Below are 14,148 nucleotides of genomic sequence, written 5' to 3' on the forward strand. Positions count from 1 at the left end.
GGCGGCCAGTGCCGCCGCCCCGTTGGATGTCATCAGGCGATGAAATCGTCTTCGGTCAGTTGGGTGCTGTCGATGCCCTCGAACCGCACGGAGGCGTCGGAGGAGAAGGACAGAACCGCGTCTGCGCCGTCTTGGGACACAGCGGAGGACAGATCGAAGTCTGGCCCGAAATCGGTCAGACGGATCTTGTCGATACCCAGTTCGAAATCGCCAACGATGTCGTTGCCGTCACCCGGCGCGAAGGAGAAAATATCAGCCCCCTCACCACCGAGAAGCAGGTCGTCGCCACCCTGACCGTCGAGCAGGTCATCACCCGCACCGCCGCTCAGCGCGTTGTCTGCGTCGCTCCCGATGATCACGTCGCCATCGTCAGACCCGATGACATTCTCGATCGAGCTGAGAACATCGGTTTCGATCTGGTTTTCGATGACATCGTCACCAACCACTCCGGTGGGCGAGATCGGTTCGATCACATCGAGGGTCGCGCCTGCGTCCACCAGCGTGTCCTGCACCACAGGCCCGTTCTGACCGGCTGGCGCATTGTGCAGATGGATGGCCGAGACCACACCGGGGATCGGCGTCTGCAGATCGGCCTCGTTCAGGCCAACAACGCTAAGCTCGCTGGAGTAGGTGACCGCGCCGGTATGCACTTCCTGCACGATGACCAGCGAGCCTTCGCCCGTGGCGGTACTGTCTGATGTCGGCCCCGGCTCCTGGCTCGCGTCCAGCCCCCCCGAGAGGGTGATGGTGCGGAAATCGCCAACCGTCACATCGCTATCGACCAGCAACTGCCCGCGGATTTCGCCGCCCGGGAATTCTGCCGTGTGGATGTTGAAGTAAAGGTTGCCTGCAACCGCCTGATCGACGAACTGCGCACCATCGGCAATGGCCGACCCGAATTGACCGGGGGCCGAGACCGCCTGATCGGTGACCCGCACGGTGAACCCGGTATCCCGCGTCGCCGTGCCGTTGCCATTGGGGCCGAGGTTCACACTGACCGCGACATCAAGGTCGGAGAAATCGACCGTATCGAAACCGTCGCCCCCGTCGATGAAGTCATTGCCAAGGCCGCCGACGATCACGTTGTCGCCCTGACCGGTGATCAGCACGTCATCCCCCGCGCCGCCATTGACGACACCGTTGATCTGACCGAGGTCTACAACGATGTCGTCTCCGGCACTCAGTAACACATTACCATTTACTACACCTGCGTCGTCATTGACGAAAGTGACTGAGCCGCCGTCGGTGGCGTCGATGGCGTTCAACTGACCGGTGATTTCACCTTCGTTGATGATCGCGCCAAGGATGTTCAGGCCACCATCGATCCGGATACCGGCAGCCGCGTCGCTGTCTTCCGATCCGGCGATCAGCCCGTCGTTCTGCACCAGTCCGGCAAAGCTTGCATCTTCCTGATTGCTGAAGAGCCGCAGACCGTCACCCACCTGATTGCCTTCTGTGGCGTCGCCGCGCCCCTGGAAGATCCCTTCGTTGAAGATGGCCGCCGAGACGACATCGCCATCCACATCGCCAGTTTGCAGCGACACGGCGGAGCCGTTGTTGCCCTCGCCTGCGTCCACAAGACCGGTGTTGGTGAAGGTGTAGTTGTCGGCGGTGCCATCGGCGTAGACGGTGCCGTTGCGCTGGTTGCCCGTGCCGAGGATCGCGCCCTCGTTCCGCACATCAAGACCTTCACCGTCGATGTTCAGCGCGCGGCTGTCAGAGGTCACCAATCCGCGGTTGACGAACGAACCGCCCGTGTGATCGCCGGTGCCGAAGTAGACGCCGTTTTGCCCCCCGGCAAAGACGCCGCTGGCTTCGTTGACCAATTCGCCCTGGAAATTGACACCGTTTACGGCGCGGAACGCACCGGTTGTGCCCACGAGGCTCTCAGAGGTCACTGTGCCTGCGTTGGTGATCGTGCCGTCAAAGAGGGCAGCCGCAAAGCCAGCCTCGCCGCGCACACCTTCCAGGCGGATACCGTCACCCGCGGTGCCTGCGGCAGCCGAGGCCTGACCGCGCCCGGCGATGGTGCCTGCGTTGGTGATCTCCACGTCGCCATTGCCGTCTTCGGCCAGCGAAAGCGAGATACCCGCGCCGTCATTGCCCGCGCCTGCATCGATTGTGCCATTCGCGAGGTTGTTGATGGAGAAATCACGCGCCGTGTCATCGGCATAGACGGTCCCATTGCGCTGATCGCCGGTGCCCAGAATGTCACCGCCGTTGATCAGATCAACGCCCGATCCATCGATGTTGACCGCGCGGCTGTCCGACTGGATCGTGCCGAAGTTCAGGACGTCCAGATCGTGCTCGGCGTTGCCGATGTAGAGACCATTGCGCACGCCTTCGATTGTGCCGGTCGAGGTGTTCAGGATGCGCCCTTCGGCCGCAACACCGTCGGCCACGCGGATACCACCGGCTGTGCCCTGATTGCTCTCGGACGAAATCAGACCGCTGTTGACAATGTCCGTCTCGGAGACGGTGCCTTCGGCGCCATTGTTGATATGGATACCGTCGCCCGCGCCGGGTGTGTTGGCAGCCGCCTGCCCGCGCCCCTGAATGGTCGCGCCAAAGCCGTTAAAGATCGTGTTTTCCACACGGTCGCCCGCTTCATCGCCAACTTGCAGCGAAATGCCCGCACCGTTGTTGCCGGCCCCTGCGTCGATGGTGCCGCCGGAGAAGTTGCTGATCGAGACGTCTTCGGCGCCCGCATCACTGTAGATGGTGCCGTTACGCTGATCGCCGGTGCCAAGGATGTCGCCAAAGTTGCGGACGCTGACGCCCTCACCCTGGATATCCACCGCGCGGCTGTCGGAAGAGATGACACCGCCGCGAAAGTTGTCCAGCGATCCGGAGCTGCCCGCGCCCGCAAACTGGACGCTGTTAAAGTCGCCTGCGATCTCGCCGAAATTGCGGATCGCCGCACTGCCGGTTACCTGAATGCCGGTGGCCAGCGCGTCCGGGCCGGAATTGGCCTCGATGCTGCCGGAACGGAAGTTGAAGACCTGCGCGTCCTCGCCGGTCACCGCGACGGCGGCGGCGGCGTTGTTTGTTTCGACCTGACCAAAATTCAGGAAACGTGCAAAATCATTGTCGAGAAGAAAGGCAGGGGTGTTGTCGACCACTGTGCTTTGGAAAAAGCCGTTTGTCAGTGTTTGACCGTCACGCGCTGTCTCTTGCGCAAGCGACGATGTTGTCAGCAGTCTGGCCCGCAAACTTGCTAGAAATTCGGAAAGCATTGGGGAGCTCCATGGTTGAGTTGCGTTAGGCGGATGGTGTGTCCTCCGCTGCTCAATCAGGTGCCTGTGCCCCTCAGGTTTTAGAAATTCTTTGATCGAATAGGGGGCATAACCAAGGCAAATACTCACGTGGCTCGCGAGCTGGGTAACAATAAAATTAATTAATTACAGTTACTTAAAAATCCACGATGAGGTCGGCGTTTTATTCGCTGACGCTGCCTCACAAGAATGTCGGCGTAAGTGATCCGGAACCGGCCAATCTGATCGCAAACTGCAATGGTCTGCGCCGGATCCAAATGACCCAGCGCGCCCGGCGCCCGCGCGCGGATTGCAGCATCAACTGTAAGTTCAGGTGTTCAGGTACCGGAAGAAACCGGCGTTCGGACCATATCCGCATTGCGGGAGGCGACGGTGCCATGCGGCGGGTTCTCACAGACGTACCCGCCCAGCGCGTCGATGATGTCCGGATTGGGATATTGAGGTCTGGTCAACGCCCCGAGTTCCCGCATGTTGCCTTCGTCATCAAACGGGATGAAGGCCAGACCAAACCCATCGCGTTTGAACTGCTCTGCCGCGATGGCATTCACCATCGTGCAGGCATCACTTTGCGCCACGTAGCGGCACACCGTCTCAAAGCGCGCCGTTTTCACGTCAATCCCGGTCGCCTCTGCGACCGTATCGGAGGGATCGGGCAGGTTGCTTTCCAGATCATATCCAAAGGAGATATCGAACCGGATCAACTGCTCGGCAGGGACCTCATGCGCCCAGATGCTGGTTTTGCGGCTCAAAGGATGACCGGATCGCACCCCGAGATAGAGCGGCTCAAGCCACAGCGATGTGAAATCCGTGGGCCGTTTTGACCCGCGATAAATGTGATCAAAGCTCTTGCGCGCGATGAAAGCCATGTCGATCACGCGGTCCTCGACCATTTTGGCGAGCGCCACAGGATACTCTTCGACAACGATGATCTTTCGACCCGGCGCGGCCTGCGCAAACACATCCCGAAAATAGAGCGACAGATAGGCGGCCAAGGTCGGGGTCATACCCAGACGGATGGGCGCGAGTTCAGTTGTCCGATGCTTGCGCGCAAGATCGCCAATGTTGGTGACGATTTCGACAACCTGCTTGGCTTGCGCAATCAGATCCTTCCCGAAGGCAGTCAGATGCACACCATCCTTGCTGCGTTCGAAAATGGGGACACCCAATTCGGATTCGAGCTTTTTGATCTGGTTTGAAAGCGCTGGCTGGCTGACCGCCACGGCCTGGGACGCGCGGGTGAAGTTATGATGCTCCGCCACGGCAATGACGTATTGGAGGTCTCTCAGGTTCATGCGATATGTCGCCCTTCTTGCGGTCTTGATGGTCACTCTTATCAGGCCACGGTCGAGGGTCCCGATCGGGCATGGAAGAGCCCGATGTCGCTTCCCGCCTTCACCCGCTCCCTAAATCTTGTCGGTATCGAGGGACACAATCAACGCGTATTAACCAACATCTCTTCTTCGTGAAACACCGTGTGATTTTCGGCAACCAGTTGAAACAAAACTGATCCCGAGAGCGCGACACTGGGTAAAAGGTGCCCAGAGGAAACCCGTAAGACATAACTCCCTTTCAAAGCCATCAGCGCCTGGAAGACAGATATCTTGTTGCGCGAACGCCTGGGCCGATATCTTATTTCGATATTTATCGAAGTAATGCTTGCGGCACGTGAATTACTTCACTATTTCTAGAATCATGAAAATGAAAGCACAGGATACCCCCGACCTGACAGTGGCGGCAGCGCAGTTTGCGGCCCTTGGCTCCGAGCAGCGGCTGAGCGTGTTGCGCACATTGGTACGGGCCGGCCCCGAAGGGCTGAGCATTGGCGAGTTGGGCAACAGGACCGGTGTGACCGGGTCGACGCTCACACATCACATGAAAATCCTGAACTCGGCGGGGCTTGTTACGCAGGCAAAGCAAGGGCGCAGCATCATCTGCGCTGCCGTTGCCTATGCCGACTTGCAAACGTTGTCGCAATTCTTGCTGAACGAATGCTGCGCTGACAGCACCACCCCAAGCGGAGACCATGATCATGGCTGACACGACAAACTCACAGATATTGTCGAGACGCCTCCCACGTCCCAGTGCTTGGGGAGCAACCTTAGTCCTTTTGGCGCTGGTCGCCATTTTCGACGGGTCCGAGTTTGTGCCGACTGTGGTCTTTGCCGCCAATGCACTACTGCACACGACACCTTTCATTCTCTTTGCCGTGTTTGCCGTCGCCTATCTGAAGGCATCTGGCGCAGAGACTCTGCTTGCAAAGGCCTTTTCCGGCAATCAGGCCCGAATGATCGTCATGGCTGCCTTGCTTGGTGGGCTTTCCCCATTCTGTAGCTGCGAGGTTATCCCCTTCATCGCGGCACTATTGGCCGTAGGCGCGCCCTTGGGTGCTGTCATGGCGTTCTGGCTGGCCTCGCCGCTGATGGACCCGGCCATGTTTGCCATCACCTCCGGGACACTGGGGTGGGAGTTTGCGGTGGCCAAGGCGTTCTCCGCCGTCGGGCTGGGCATCCTGGGCGGCTTTGGCACCATGCTGTTCGCCAATTCCCCTGTCTTTGCTGATCCGCTGCGGGAACGGCCCGCTGTTGGCGGATGCTGCGGGGCCAAGAAACCCTTTAGCGGCGCGCCCCTTTGGCAGTTCTGGCAAGAGCCGGATCGCACACGCACTTTCCGCGATACCACACTCGAAAACGGCATGTTCTTGTTGAAGTGGTTGACATTGGCCTACGTGATCGAAGCGATGATGCTGACCTATGTGCCCGCCGAATTGATCGCCAACGTTCTGGGTGGCACCGGCATCTGGCCCATTTTCCTCGGCGCTCTGGTGGGGGCACCCGCCTATCTGAACGGCTATGCTGCCGTGCCACTAATCGACGCCCTGCTGGCACAGGGTATGGCACCGGGTGCCGCGATGTCCTTTGTGATTGCTGGCGGGGTGAGCAGTATCCCCGCGGCTATTGCAGTCTGGGCATTGGTCAAGCCACGGGTATTCGCGGCCTACCTCTCTTACGCCCTTGTTGGTGCGGTGCTGGCGGGCATGGCTTGGCAGACCATCGCCTGACCACAAAAGGACAGGGCTTTTCACAACCCGGCACGCGTTGTCTTATGACGCAAGCACGGCGCGCCAGTGGGATGAGCGATGTGGAATGATACAACTGCTTTGCAATAAAACTCGCGCGATACATGAGGCAGCCAGATCCACACAACTATAGGCCGTCATGCGCTGCGGCAATGGAGACACGGCGGCGAATTACCGCCGGTCTTTGCGTCCGTGCCCCACCGTTACAATTGCACTTTTGTTTCCAATTAAGACATAATTATGCCAAACACGGTAGATAATCCGTTGACAAAGTCTGAGTACAGAAAACAGGCAGACCCGTTACGCGGTCAGAGCAACCGGAGCAGTGATGCTGTCTTTCGAGAACGTGTCAAAATCATTTTGGACCGGATCCCAACACAAGGTGATCCTGGACCGGGTGTCGTTCAAAGTTGAACTAGGCAACTCGCTGGGCGTATTGGCCCCGAATGGTACCGGCAAGACCACTTTGATCAACATGATTGCAGGTCTTGAGAAACCCGACGAGGGTGAAATCAGGCGTGGCTGCAACATCTCCTTTCCCCTGGGTTTCATGGGCGGAGTGGTGACCAAGGTCTCCGCGATGGAGAACGCCCGATACATTGCACGGCTTTACGGGCTTGATCCGGACTATGTCGAAAGCTTTTGTCGCTGGTTGTGCGGGTTGGGTGAGTATTTCGACCAGCCGATCGGTACCTATTCGGCAGGCATGCGCGCCCGGTTTTCCTTTGCGCTGATGCTCGCGCTTGATTTCGACATGTACCTGATCGACGAGGGCATGCCGGGCACCACGGATGTAGAATTCAACCGCAAGGCAGGGGAAATCCTGCAGGAGCGCCTGCAAACTACCACCATTATCATCGTGTCGCATCAGGCACGTACGCTCGAGAAGTTCGCCCGATCAGCAGCAGTTCTGTTGAACGGTCAGCTCCATATGTTCGACACACTGGAAGAAGCGAAACGGCTTTATGACTACGAAACCGACAGCTAGAAAATTCCGCATCAAGCGGACGTCACCGGGGTTGAGCGCGAAGGACGCCAATCCGGCGGATCGTCCTCTGTCACCGGAAACTGCAGCTGAGGAACAAGAAGCCAAGGCGCAATCGCAAAAGACGGCCGCGTCGGCTGACACCAACACCGAGAACGTGGCGCTGGAGCTGGATGCCATCCGCCGCGAAGGGCTGACAGGCCGGCAGCTGCGCATGGCACGGCGCGTGGCGCATAAGAACGGGTTGGCACCCACGTCGGATTTCGACGCCGTTCGCCTGTTGCGCGCACGTGGCATTGATCCTTTCCAACGGTCGAACATGCTGGAACTCGTGGTGCCCAAGAACCCGAACGATCCCACGCAGGAAACCGGGACCGAGGGCAAACTAAACGGTGAGAACAAGAAGTCCGGGCGCATTCAACTGCCCCAAACAATGCCGGTTGACCGTGAAACCCTGCCATCGACTGAACACCTCAGCCCGGCTGAGATGCGTGATCGGCAAATCTCTGAAATTCAGCAAGACATTACGCGCCGCCGCCGCCGCAAGATGGGCATGCTGCTCGCACGATTGGCATTTTTTGTGATGCTGCCGACGGTGATTGCGGGCTGGTATTTCTATGCGGTCGCCACGCCGATGTATTCGACGAAATCGGAATTCCTGATCCTTCAGGCAGACAGTGCAGGTGGCAGCGCCATTGGCGGGCTGTTGTCTGGCACACAGTTCGCCACTTCGCAGGATAGCATCGCAGTTCAATCCTATCTGCAGTCCAAGGATGCCATGCTGCGTCTTGATTCAGATGTCGGATTCAAGTCGCATTTCTCGGCAGCCGTTATCGATCCGGTCCAGCGCTTGGCCGAGAACCCCTCAAACGAGCAGGCCTACAAAACCTATAAGAAAAACGTGAAAGTCGGGTACGATCCGACCGAAGGTGTTTTGCGCATGGAGGTGATTGCGGCTGATCCCAACGTCAGCGCGAATATGAGCCAAGCCTTGATCGACTACGCCGAAGACCGTGTAAATAATCTAAGCCAGAAGAAGCGCGGCGACCAGATGGCCGAGGCGCAGACAAGCTTTGAAAATGCCGAAACCGAACGCCGAGAGGCGCAGGAAGCGCTGGTCACCTTGCAGTTGCAGGGTGACACGCTCGATCCGCAAGCGGTCATCGCCGGGCTGCGCGGACAAATCAATCAGGTGGAACTGCAACTGCTTGAAAAAGAACTGCAGCTGGCGGCGCTGCTCGATAATGCACGCCCGAACCAATCTCGCGTCGATGGCGCGCGTGGCGACGTGCGGCGGCTCAATGAACAGCTTGATGAGCTTAATGCACGGATGACGGATGCAAGTCAGGGCGAGAACTCTCTCGCTCAGCTCAACGTGCGTATCCAGATGGCACAGGCAGATCTTGCGACGCGGGACATGTTGTTGCAATCCGCGTTGCAACAAATGGAGCAGACGCGCATGGAGGCAAATCGGCAGGTGCGCTACCTGACCGTGAGCGTAAAACCTCTGGCCTCGGAGGAGCCAAGCTACCCCCGGAAGTTTGAGAACACGCTGGTGGCCTTCTTGATCTTTGCAGGTGTATATCTGATGGTCTCTTTGACTGCTTCCATTCTCCGTGAACAGGTGACCTCCTGATATGACGCATGTTTCCGTCGCCGATCTGACGATCGGCAATGACCGCCCGCTGACCGTGATCGCGGGCCCCTGCCAGCTGGAAAGCGCAGATCACGCGCAGATGATTGCCGGGGTGATGAAAGAGGCTTGCGCGGCGGCCGGTGCGCAATATGTCTTTAAGGCCTCTTACGACAAGGCCAACCGCACATCGCTTGACGGCGCGCGCGGTATGGGCATCGACGAAGGGCTCAAGGTGCTGCAGTCCGTCGGCAAGGCCAACGGTGTGCCGGTCATCACCGATGTGCATTCCGAGGCGCAATGCGCCATCGCCGCCGAGGCCGTCGACATCATCCAGATCCCTGCCTTTCTCTGCCGCCAGACCGACATGCTGCTCGCCGCTGGCAACACCGGTGCAGCGATCAACGTGAAAAAAGGTCAGTTCCTGGCACCCTGGGAGATGGAGAACATCGTCACCAAGATCGAATCGACCGGCAACCGGCGCATTCTACTCACGGAGCGGGGCACGACCTTTGGCTACAACACGCTTGTCGTCGATATGCGCGCGCTGCCGCAGATGGCGCAGACCGGCTATCCGGTGGTGATGGACGCCACGCATTCGGTCCAGCAGCCGGGCGGGCGCGGCGGGTCCTCTGGCGGTCAGCGTGAATTCGCCCCGGTCATGGCACGCGCAGCCGTCGCCGTTGGCGTAGGTGCCGTTTTCATGGAAACGCATCAGGATCCCGACAACGCCCCCTGTGACGGGCCGAATATGATATACCTCGACCAGATGCCCAAGCTTGTCGAAACGCTGATGGCTTTCGACCGGCTGTCGAAGGAGACGCCCCTGGCATTCTGACCACGCTACTGCCTGAGCCACAGGTGGCCTGAAAGCCCACTTTACCTGCCGGTCGCAAAGGTCTGTGGTGGCAGGTAGGGTGGGCTTTCAGGCCACCTGTGCACATGGGCACTGCAATCCGGCCGTCCGATGCGAAGCGGTTCGGACCGCCTCTCCTCAGTCAAAAAGCTTCCTGAGAAGCTTTTCCTCAACCTGATCCTTCACCGCATCCTCGGTGGATTGCCCATCCTGCCCGGAAATGCCGAGCCTTTCGTTCAGCTTTTCCTTGGCCCTGTTTTCCAGCTCGTCGGTTTTAGCGTCGATCTCTGCCTCAAAGGCCGCCTCGAGGTCCGGTCTGATGGAGATGTCCGACCACGGCCCGGTGAAGCGCACTGGGATTGACACGCCCCGCCCGCTATTGGCGCGAAGCGCGACGGGGGTGAAAGTATAGTCCACCGTTTGAGTCCCAAGCCCCACGACGCCTTCCCCTGAAGCGCGATAGTTCTTTAGCTGCAGCAGAAGATCAGTGTTGCTCAGCACGCCCGAGGCGATGGTCCATGTCCCGCCGAGGCTATCGAAAACGGTGGTCCCCCCGCTGGAATCGCCTGAGCGCATAAGGCGGTCCAGGTCGATCCCGAGGATCGTGCCCCGCCCGATCTGAACGGAGCCATCCCCCGACAGAGACCGCATGATCGCATCCACCGAGGCCCCTGCTCCGAGAAACGACAGCCGCGCATTGCCCTGGCCGGTCAGGCGGTCCAAGTCAGCGGCATCCCTCAGCAACGGCTGCATCTGGATGGACTGAGCCGCAAGGCTGCCCCCCACGGACAGGCCGGATCGGTTGTTGATGACAAACTCACCGTTCAGGTTGCCACCGTAGGCGGCCACATCCCGCAAATCGAATACCATGCGTGACCGATCATTGCGCAAGAGCGCCCGTGTCGCACCGAGCTTGAACTGACCCAGATCGATGCTCTGCGCCGTCAATACAATCTCGCCGTTGAACGCAGCAAGCCCGCTGGCGTCGATGGGTGTTTTCGGCCAACCGCTGCTGGCGTTGCCGCCAGCCCCAGCACCGCCATCATCGCCGCCGGTTTCAGGCGCGGCACCGGACATCAGATCGAACACGCCCACATTCAGTTGCGCATTAACCTGCGGCACGCCATTCAGCCCAATGTCAGCAGCGCCGGTAATTCGGTTTTTGCCCAATTCTGCAACCACGTCCCTCAACGCCAGTTGGCGATCGGGCGTCAGGGTCAACGCCGTGCTGAGATCAATGCTTCGGCCCAGGTTTTCAGGTAGTTCCGCGCCGGGCAACCCAAGCACTTGCAAGAAAGCGCCCGTATTGCCGGTTTTCAAAGTCAGCGTGCCGGTAACGGCCCCGGTGGTACTACCGCGCCCGTCAAACGAAAGCGTCCCCACATCGGCATCCACACTGGCGCGGAAAGTCTGCGTGTCGCCGGCGATGAAACCCGCAAAACCGTCGACAACCGCGTCGACCGTCACCGGGTCACCGGTGGGCCGCAAGACGGCGGCAATCTCGGCAGGGCCCAGCCGTTCCGGCCAATCGAGGGTCAGATCAACCCCTTCGTAAGAAACAAGATCACTGCCCTCAGCGTCATAGATCAGCCGCGCATCCGTTACTTTCAGCCGCTCGATGCTGATCGGACGGGCGGGTCTATCGGGCGCGGTTTCAGTCTCGATCTGGGCCGCGCCGCTTGCATCGGTGAATTGCCAGCTTGCGCGGCCATCCGCCCGCTGCTCCAGCCGAATGGTCGGGCTTTCCGCCTCGATATTGGTGATGCGAATCTCACCTTGCAAAAGCGCCATGGCATCCACACCGATGGCCGCGTTTGCGGCCTGCAGCATCGGGCCCTGATCCGCCCAGTCAGCATTGCCCACCTCCAAACCGCCCGCACGCACCCCCAGCACCGGCCAGAACGTCAGCGCCACATCGCCCGTGATCGACACATCCCGTCCGGTCACGCCGCGCAATTGCTCTGCCGCGATACGCGCCACCCGGTCCGCCGGCAAAAAGAAAATCGAGACAACGCCCACCACGATAATCAGGACGACCAGCCCCAACAGACGGAAGATCCATTTCATGACAACACCTTTACTCTGATCCACCAGCCCTTTTCGGGGCTCCTCACTTCCACTATAGCGCAAGTCATGAGCACAAACCCACCCAATCTGCGCCCCGATCTCGCGCCAAAGGCACGGTTGCAGGACCCTGCGCGCCCCGGACAGCCGACCATCGGTATGGTCAGTCTCGGGTGTCCCAAGGCACTTGTCGACAGTGAACGTATTCTGACCCGCCTGCGCGCGGAAGGTTACGGGATTTCACCCGATTACGCTGGGGCAAACGCGGTGATCGTGAACACATGCGGGTTTCTCGACAGCGCGAAGGCCGAAAGCCTGACAGCCATCGGCGAAGCGCTGCAGGAAAACGGACGGGTGATTGTCACCGGCTGTCTGGGCGCCGAGCCCGAATACATCACAGGCACGCACCCGAGCGTGCTGGCCGTGACCGGGCCGCATCAATACGAACAGGTGTTGGATGCCGTGCACGACGCGGTACCGCCCAGCCCCGATCCATTTGTCGATCTGCTGCCCGCCTCCGGGGTCAGCCTGACACCACGGCACTTCAGCTACCTGAAGATTTCCGAGGGCTGCAATCACAAGTGCAAGTTCTGCATCATCCCGGACATGCGCGGCAGGTTGCAATCCCGCCCCGCCCATGCGGTGCTGCGCGAGGCGGAAAAGCTGGTGGAAAGCGGCGTCAAGGAGCTGCTGGTCATCTCGCAGGACACCTCCGCCTATGGCGTTGACATCAAACATGCGACGGATCGCGGGCATCGGGCACACATCACGGATCTGGCGCGAGATCTGGGGAGCCTGGGGGCCTGGGTACGGCTGCACTACGTCTATCCTTACCCGCATGTGCGCCAATTGATCCCGCTGATGGCAGATGGTCTGGTGTTGCCCTATCTGGACATCCCGTTCCAGCACGTGCATCCGGATGTGCTGCGCCGAATGGCCCGCCCGGCCGCCGCTGCGCGCACGCTTGACGAAATCGCAGCATGGCGCGACATCTGCCCGGACCTGACCCTGCGGTCGACCTTCATCGTTGGCTACCCCGGCGAAACCGAGGCCGAGTTCCAGACGCTGCTGGATTGGATGGACGAGGCGCAGCTGGACCGCGTTGGCTGCTTCCAATACGAAAATGTCGATGGCGCGCGATCAAATGCGCTGCCGGATCATGTGCCCGAGGAGGTTAAGCAGGACCGCTGGGAACGCTTCATGGCCAAGGCACAGACAATTTCTGAGGCGAAACTGGCGGCCAAGGTCGGGCAGCGGCTCGACGTGATCATTGATGAAATCGACGACGAGGCGGCCACCTGCCGAACCAAGGCGGATGCACCGGAGATCGACGGAAACCTGTTCATTGATGAGGGGTTTGAGGGCTTGTCCGTTGGCGATATCGTAACGGTCGAGGTCGACGAAGCCGGCGAATACGATCTCTGGGGCCGGTTGATAACCTGACAGTTGCCTTGTCCGTTGGTCGATCTGCGACAGTGCGCTATGCTCTCCGTCACACGCTGATCAAGCCACAGTCTTTGCGCCAGAGAAAGCTCACCTATGACCGACACGCCGCAGATCGCCCAGAAATCGCCCTACCGCGTCGAAGTGAGCGCCGGGAAAACCTACTTCTGGTGCACATGCGGCCAATCTTCGAAACAGCCCTTTTGTGATGGCTCGCACAAGGACAGTGCCTTCTCGCCCATGAAGTATGAGGCGCAGGCGGATAAAACCCTGTTTTTCTGCGGCTGCAAGGCGACCAAAACCGCACCGCTCTGCGATGGAACACATTCAAAGCTATAAGGATGCAAAGGCCAAACTGGCCCTGAGCTTGAAAATGTTCTCTTTATGTTCTATTTGTTGACCAGAACAGTGATCGGGAGCATCCCCATGTCTTTTGAACCCCAGATTCCCGGGCTCCTTGCACACGTGCAGGCTGCGCGGCCTGTCGCAAACACACAGGCGGCCACGGAAAAGCAGTTGCGATACGCGCAATCGATTGCTCAGAAAGCCGGAACAACGCTGCCGAAGGACTTGTACGGCAACCGCGCCGCGCTTTCAGCATGGATTGAAGCGCACAAGCCCAAAACACCCGATGGCCGGTTCGCGAACTACCCGTCCTCCAAACAGGTTGCCTTTGCCGAAAGGATCGCCCGGATCAAGCGTCGTGATATCCCGCGAGAGTGCTTTCGGGACAAGGGCATGATGTCGAAATGGATTGACGGCAACAAGCCGCGCTAGTCTGCGACAATCAGGCGTCTGGAAACATCATGGGTGCGA

General features: G+C 59.5%; 11 protein-coding genes. 8 read left to right on the plus strand and 3 right to left on the minus strand.

All coding sequences use genetic code 11. The annotated features are described in order from the left end of the window. Positions 1 to 32: 32 nt before the first annotated feature. Together Q1A52_RS00090 and Q1A52_RS00095 are read right to left on the minus strand one after the other, a co-directional pair. Positions 33 to 3,236: a CHRD domain-containing protein gene (locus tag Q1A52_RS00090; RefSeq protein WP_300009283.1), complete on the minus strand. Its 3,204-nt coding sequence runs from the start codon at positions 3,234 to 3,236 to the stop codon at positions 33 to 35. Positions 3,237 to 3,592: 356 nt separating this feature from the next. Further along, complete coding sequence (locus Q1A52_RS00095) at positions 3,593 to 4,567, minus strand: LysR family transcriptional regulator (protein WP_300009286.1); 975 nt, start codon at positions 4,565 to 4,567, stop codon at positions 3,593 to 3,595. A gap of 400 nt (positions 4,568 to 4,967) precedes the next feature. On the opposite strand from Q1A52_RS00095, the gene Q1A52_RS00100 reads away from it, so the two are divergent. From Q1A52_RS00100 to kdsA, 5 genes are all read left to right on the plus strand, one after another. After that, positions 4,968 to 5,312 (plus strand): helix-turn-helix transcriptional regulator, encoded by a 345-nt coding sequence (locus Q1A52_RS00100; RefSeq protein ID WP_299781319.1) that lies wholly within the window; start codon positions 4,968 to 4,970, stop codon positions 5,310 to 5,312. Beyond that, the gene (locus Q1A52_RS00105; protein ID WP_300009289.1) at positions 5,305 to 6,333 is read left to right on the plus strand and encodes a permease; all 1,029 of its coding nucleotides are present in this window, start codon (positions 5,305 to 5,307) and stop codon (positions 6,331 to 6,333) included. The genes Q1A52_RS00100 and Q1A52_RS00105 overlap by 8 nt, the downstream gene beginning before the upstream one ends. A gap of 346 nt (positions 6,334 to 6,679) precedes the next feature. Further along, positions 6,680 to 7,339 carry an ABC transporter ATP-binding protein gene (locus Q1A52_RS00110; protein WP_299781316.1) on the plus strand — a complete coding sequence of 220 codons (660 nt, stop codon included), beginning with the start codon at positions 6,680 to 6,682 and terminating at the stop codon, positions 7,337 to 7,339. Then, on the plus strand, positions 7,317 to 8,972 hold the full coding sequence (locus Q1A52_RS00115; RefSeq protein ID WP_300009292.1) for a capsule biosynthesis protein: 1,656 nt from the start codon (positions 7,317 to 7,319) through the stop codon (positions 8,970 to 8,972). Before Q1A52_RS00110 ends, Q1A52_RS00115 begins: the two co-directional genes overlap by 23 nt. A 1-nt stretch (position 8,973) precedes the next feature. After that, positions 8,974 to 9,807, plus strand: coding sequence for a 3-deoxy-8-phosphooctulonate synthase (kdsA, locus tag Q1A52_RS00120; RefSeq protein WP_300009295.1), 834 nt, complete (start codon positions 8,974 to 8,976; stop codon positions 9,805 to 9,807). 156 nt (positions 9,808 to 9,963) lie between these two features. Here the strand turns inward: kdsA and Q1A52_RS00125 are convergent, their stop codons facing one another. Then, positions 9,964 to 11,892: an AsmA family protein gene (locus tag Q1A52_RS00125; protein ID WP_300009298.1), complete on the minus strand. Its 1,929-nt coding sequence runs from the start codon at positions 11,890 to 11,892 to the stop codon at positions 9,964 to 9,966. 66 nt (positions 11,893 to 11,958) lie between these two features. Between Q1A52_RS00125 and rimO the strand changes: the two genes are divergently transcribed. From rimO to Q1A52_RS00140, 3 genes are all read left to right on the plus strand, one after another. Then, positions 11,959 to 13,332 (plus strand): 30S ribosomal protein S12 methylthiotransferase RimO, encoded by a 1,374-nt coding sequence (gene rimO, locus Q1A52_RS00130; protein ID WP_300009300.1) that lies wholly within the window; start codon positions 11,959 to 11,961, stop codon positions 13,330 to 13,332. Positions 13,333 to 13,428: 96 nt separating this feature from the next. Further along, the gene (locus Q1A52_RS00135) at positions 13,429 to 13,671 is read left to right on the plus strand and encodes a CDGSH iron-sulfur domain-containing protein (RefSeq protein WP_300009303.1); all 243 of its coding nucleotides are present in this window, start codon (positions 13,429 to 13,431) and stop codon (positions 13,669 to 13,671) included. Positions 13,672 to 13,758: 87 nt separating this feature from the next. After that, a complete protein-coding gene (locus Q1A52_RS00140; protein ID WP_300009306.1) occupies positions 13,759 to 14,109 on the plus strand; it encodes a hypothetical protein in 351 nt (116 codons plus the stop codon). Positions 14,110 to 14,148 lie beyond the last annotated feature (39 nt).

Origin of the sequence: uncultured Roseobacter sp. (assembly GCF_947488185.1) — a bacterium.
Lineage (GTDB): Bacteria > Pseudomonadota > Alphaproteobacteria > Rhodobacterales > Rhodobacteraceae > Roseobacter.

What these genes read in the sequence shown, in the direction of transcription:
- Q1A52_RS00090 (WP_300009283.1), bottom strand. Translation starts at nt 3,236, where the DNA reads ATGCTTTCCGAATTTCTAGCAAGTTTGCGGGCCAGACTGCTGACAACA.
- Q1A52_RS00095 (WP_300009286.1), bottom strand. Translation starts at nt 4,567, where the DNA reads ATGAACCTGAGAGACCTCCAATACGTCATTGCCGTGGCGGAGCATCAT.
- Q1A52_RS00100 (WP_299781319.1), top strand. Translation starts at nt 4,968, where the DNA reads ATGAAAATGAAAGCACAGGATACCCCCGACCTGACAGTGGCGGCAGCG.
- Q1A52_RS00105 (WP_300009289.1), top strand. Translation starts at nt 5,305, where the DNA reads ATGGCTGACACGACAAACTCACAGATATTGTCGAGACGCCTCCCACGT.
- Q1A52_RS00110 (WP_299781316.1), top strand. Translation starts at nt 6,680, where the DNA reads ATGCTGTCTTTCGAGAACGTGTCAAAATCATTTTGGACCGGATCCCAA.
- Q1A52_RS00115 (WP_300009292.1), top strand. Translation starts at nt 7,317, where the DNA reads ATGACTACGAAACCGACAGCTAGAAAATTCCGCATCAAGCGGACGTCA.
- kdsA (WP_300009295.1), top strand. Translation starts at nt 8,974, where the DNA reads ATGACGCATGTTTCCGTCGCCGATCTGACGATCGGCAATGACCGCCCG.
- Q1A52_RS00125 (WP_300009298.1), bottom strand. Translation starts at nt 11,892, where the DNA reads ATGAAATGGATCTTCCGTCTGTTGGGGCTGGTCGTCCTGATTATCGTG.
- rimO (WP_300009300.1), top strand. Translation starts at nt 11,959, where the DNA reads ATGAGCACAAACCCACCCAATCTGCGCCCCGATCTCGCGCCAAAGGCA.
- Q1A52_RS00135 (WP_300009303.1), top strand. Translation starts at nt 13,429, where the DNA reads ATGACCGACACGCCGCAGATCGCCCAGAAATCGCCCTACCGCGTCGAA.
- Q1A52_RS00140 (WP_300009306.1), top strand. Translation starts at nt 13,759, where the DNA reads ATGTCTTTTGAACCCCAGATTCCCGGGCTCCTTGCACACGTGCAGGCT.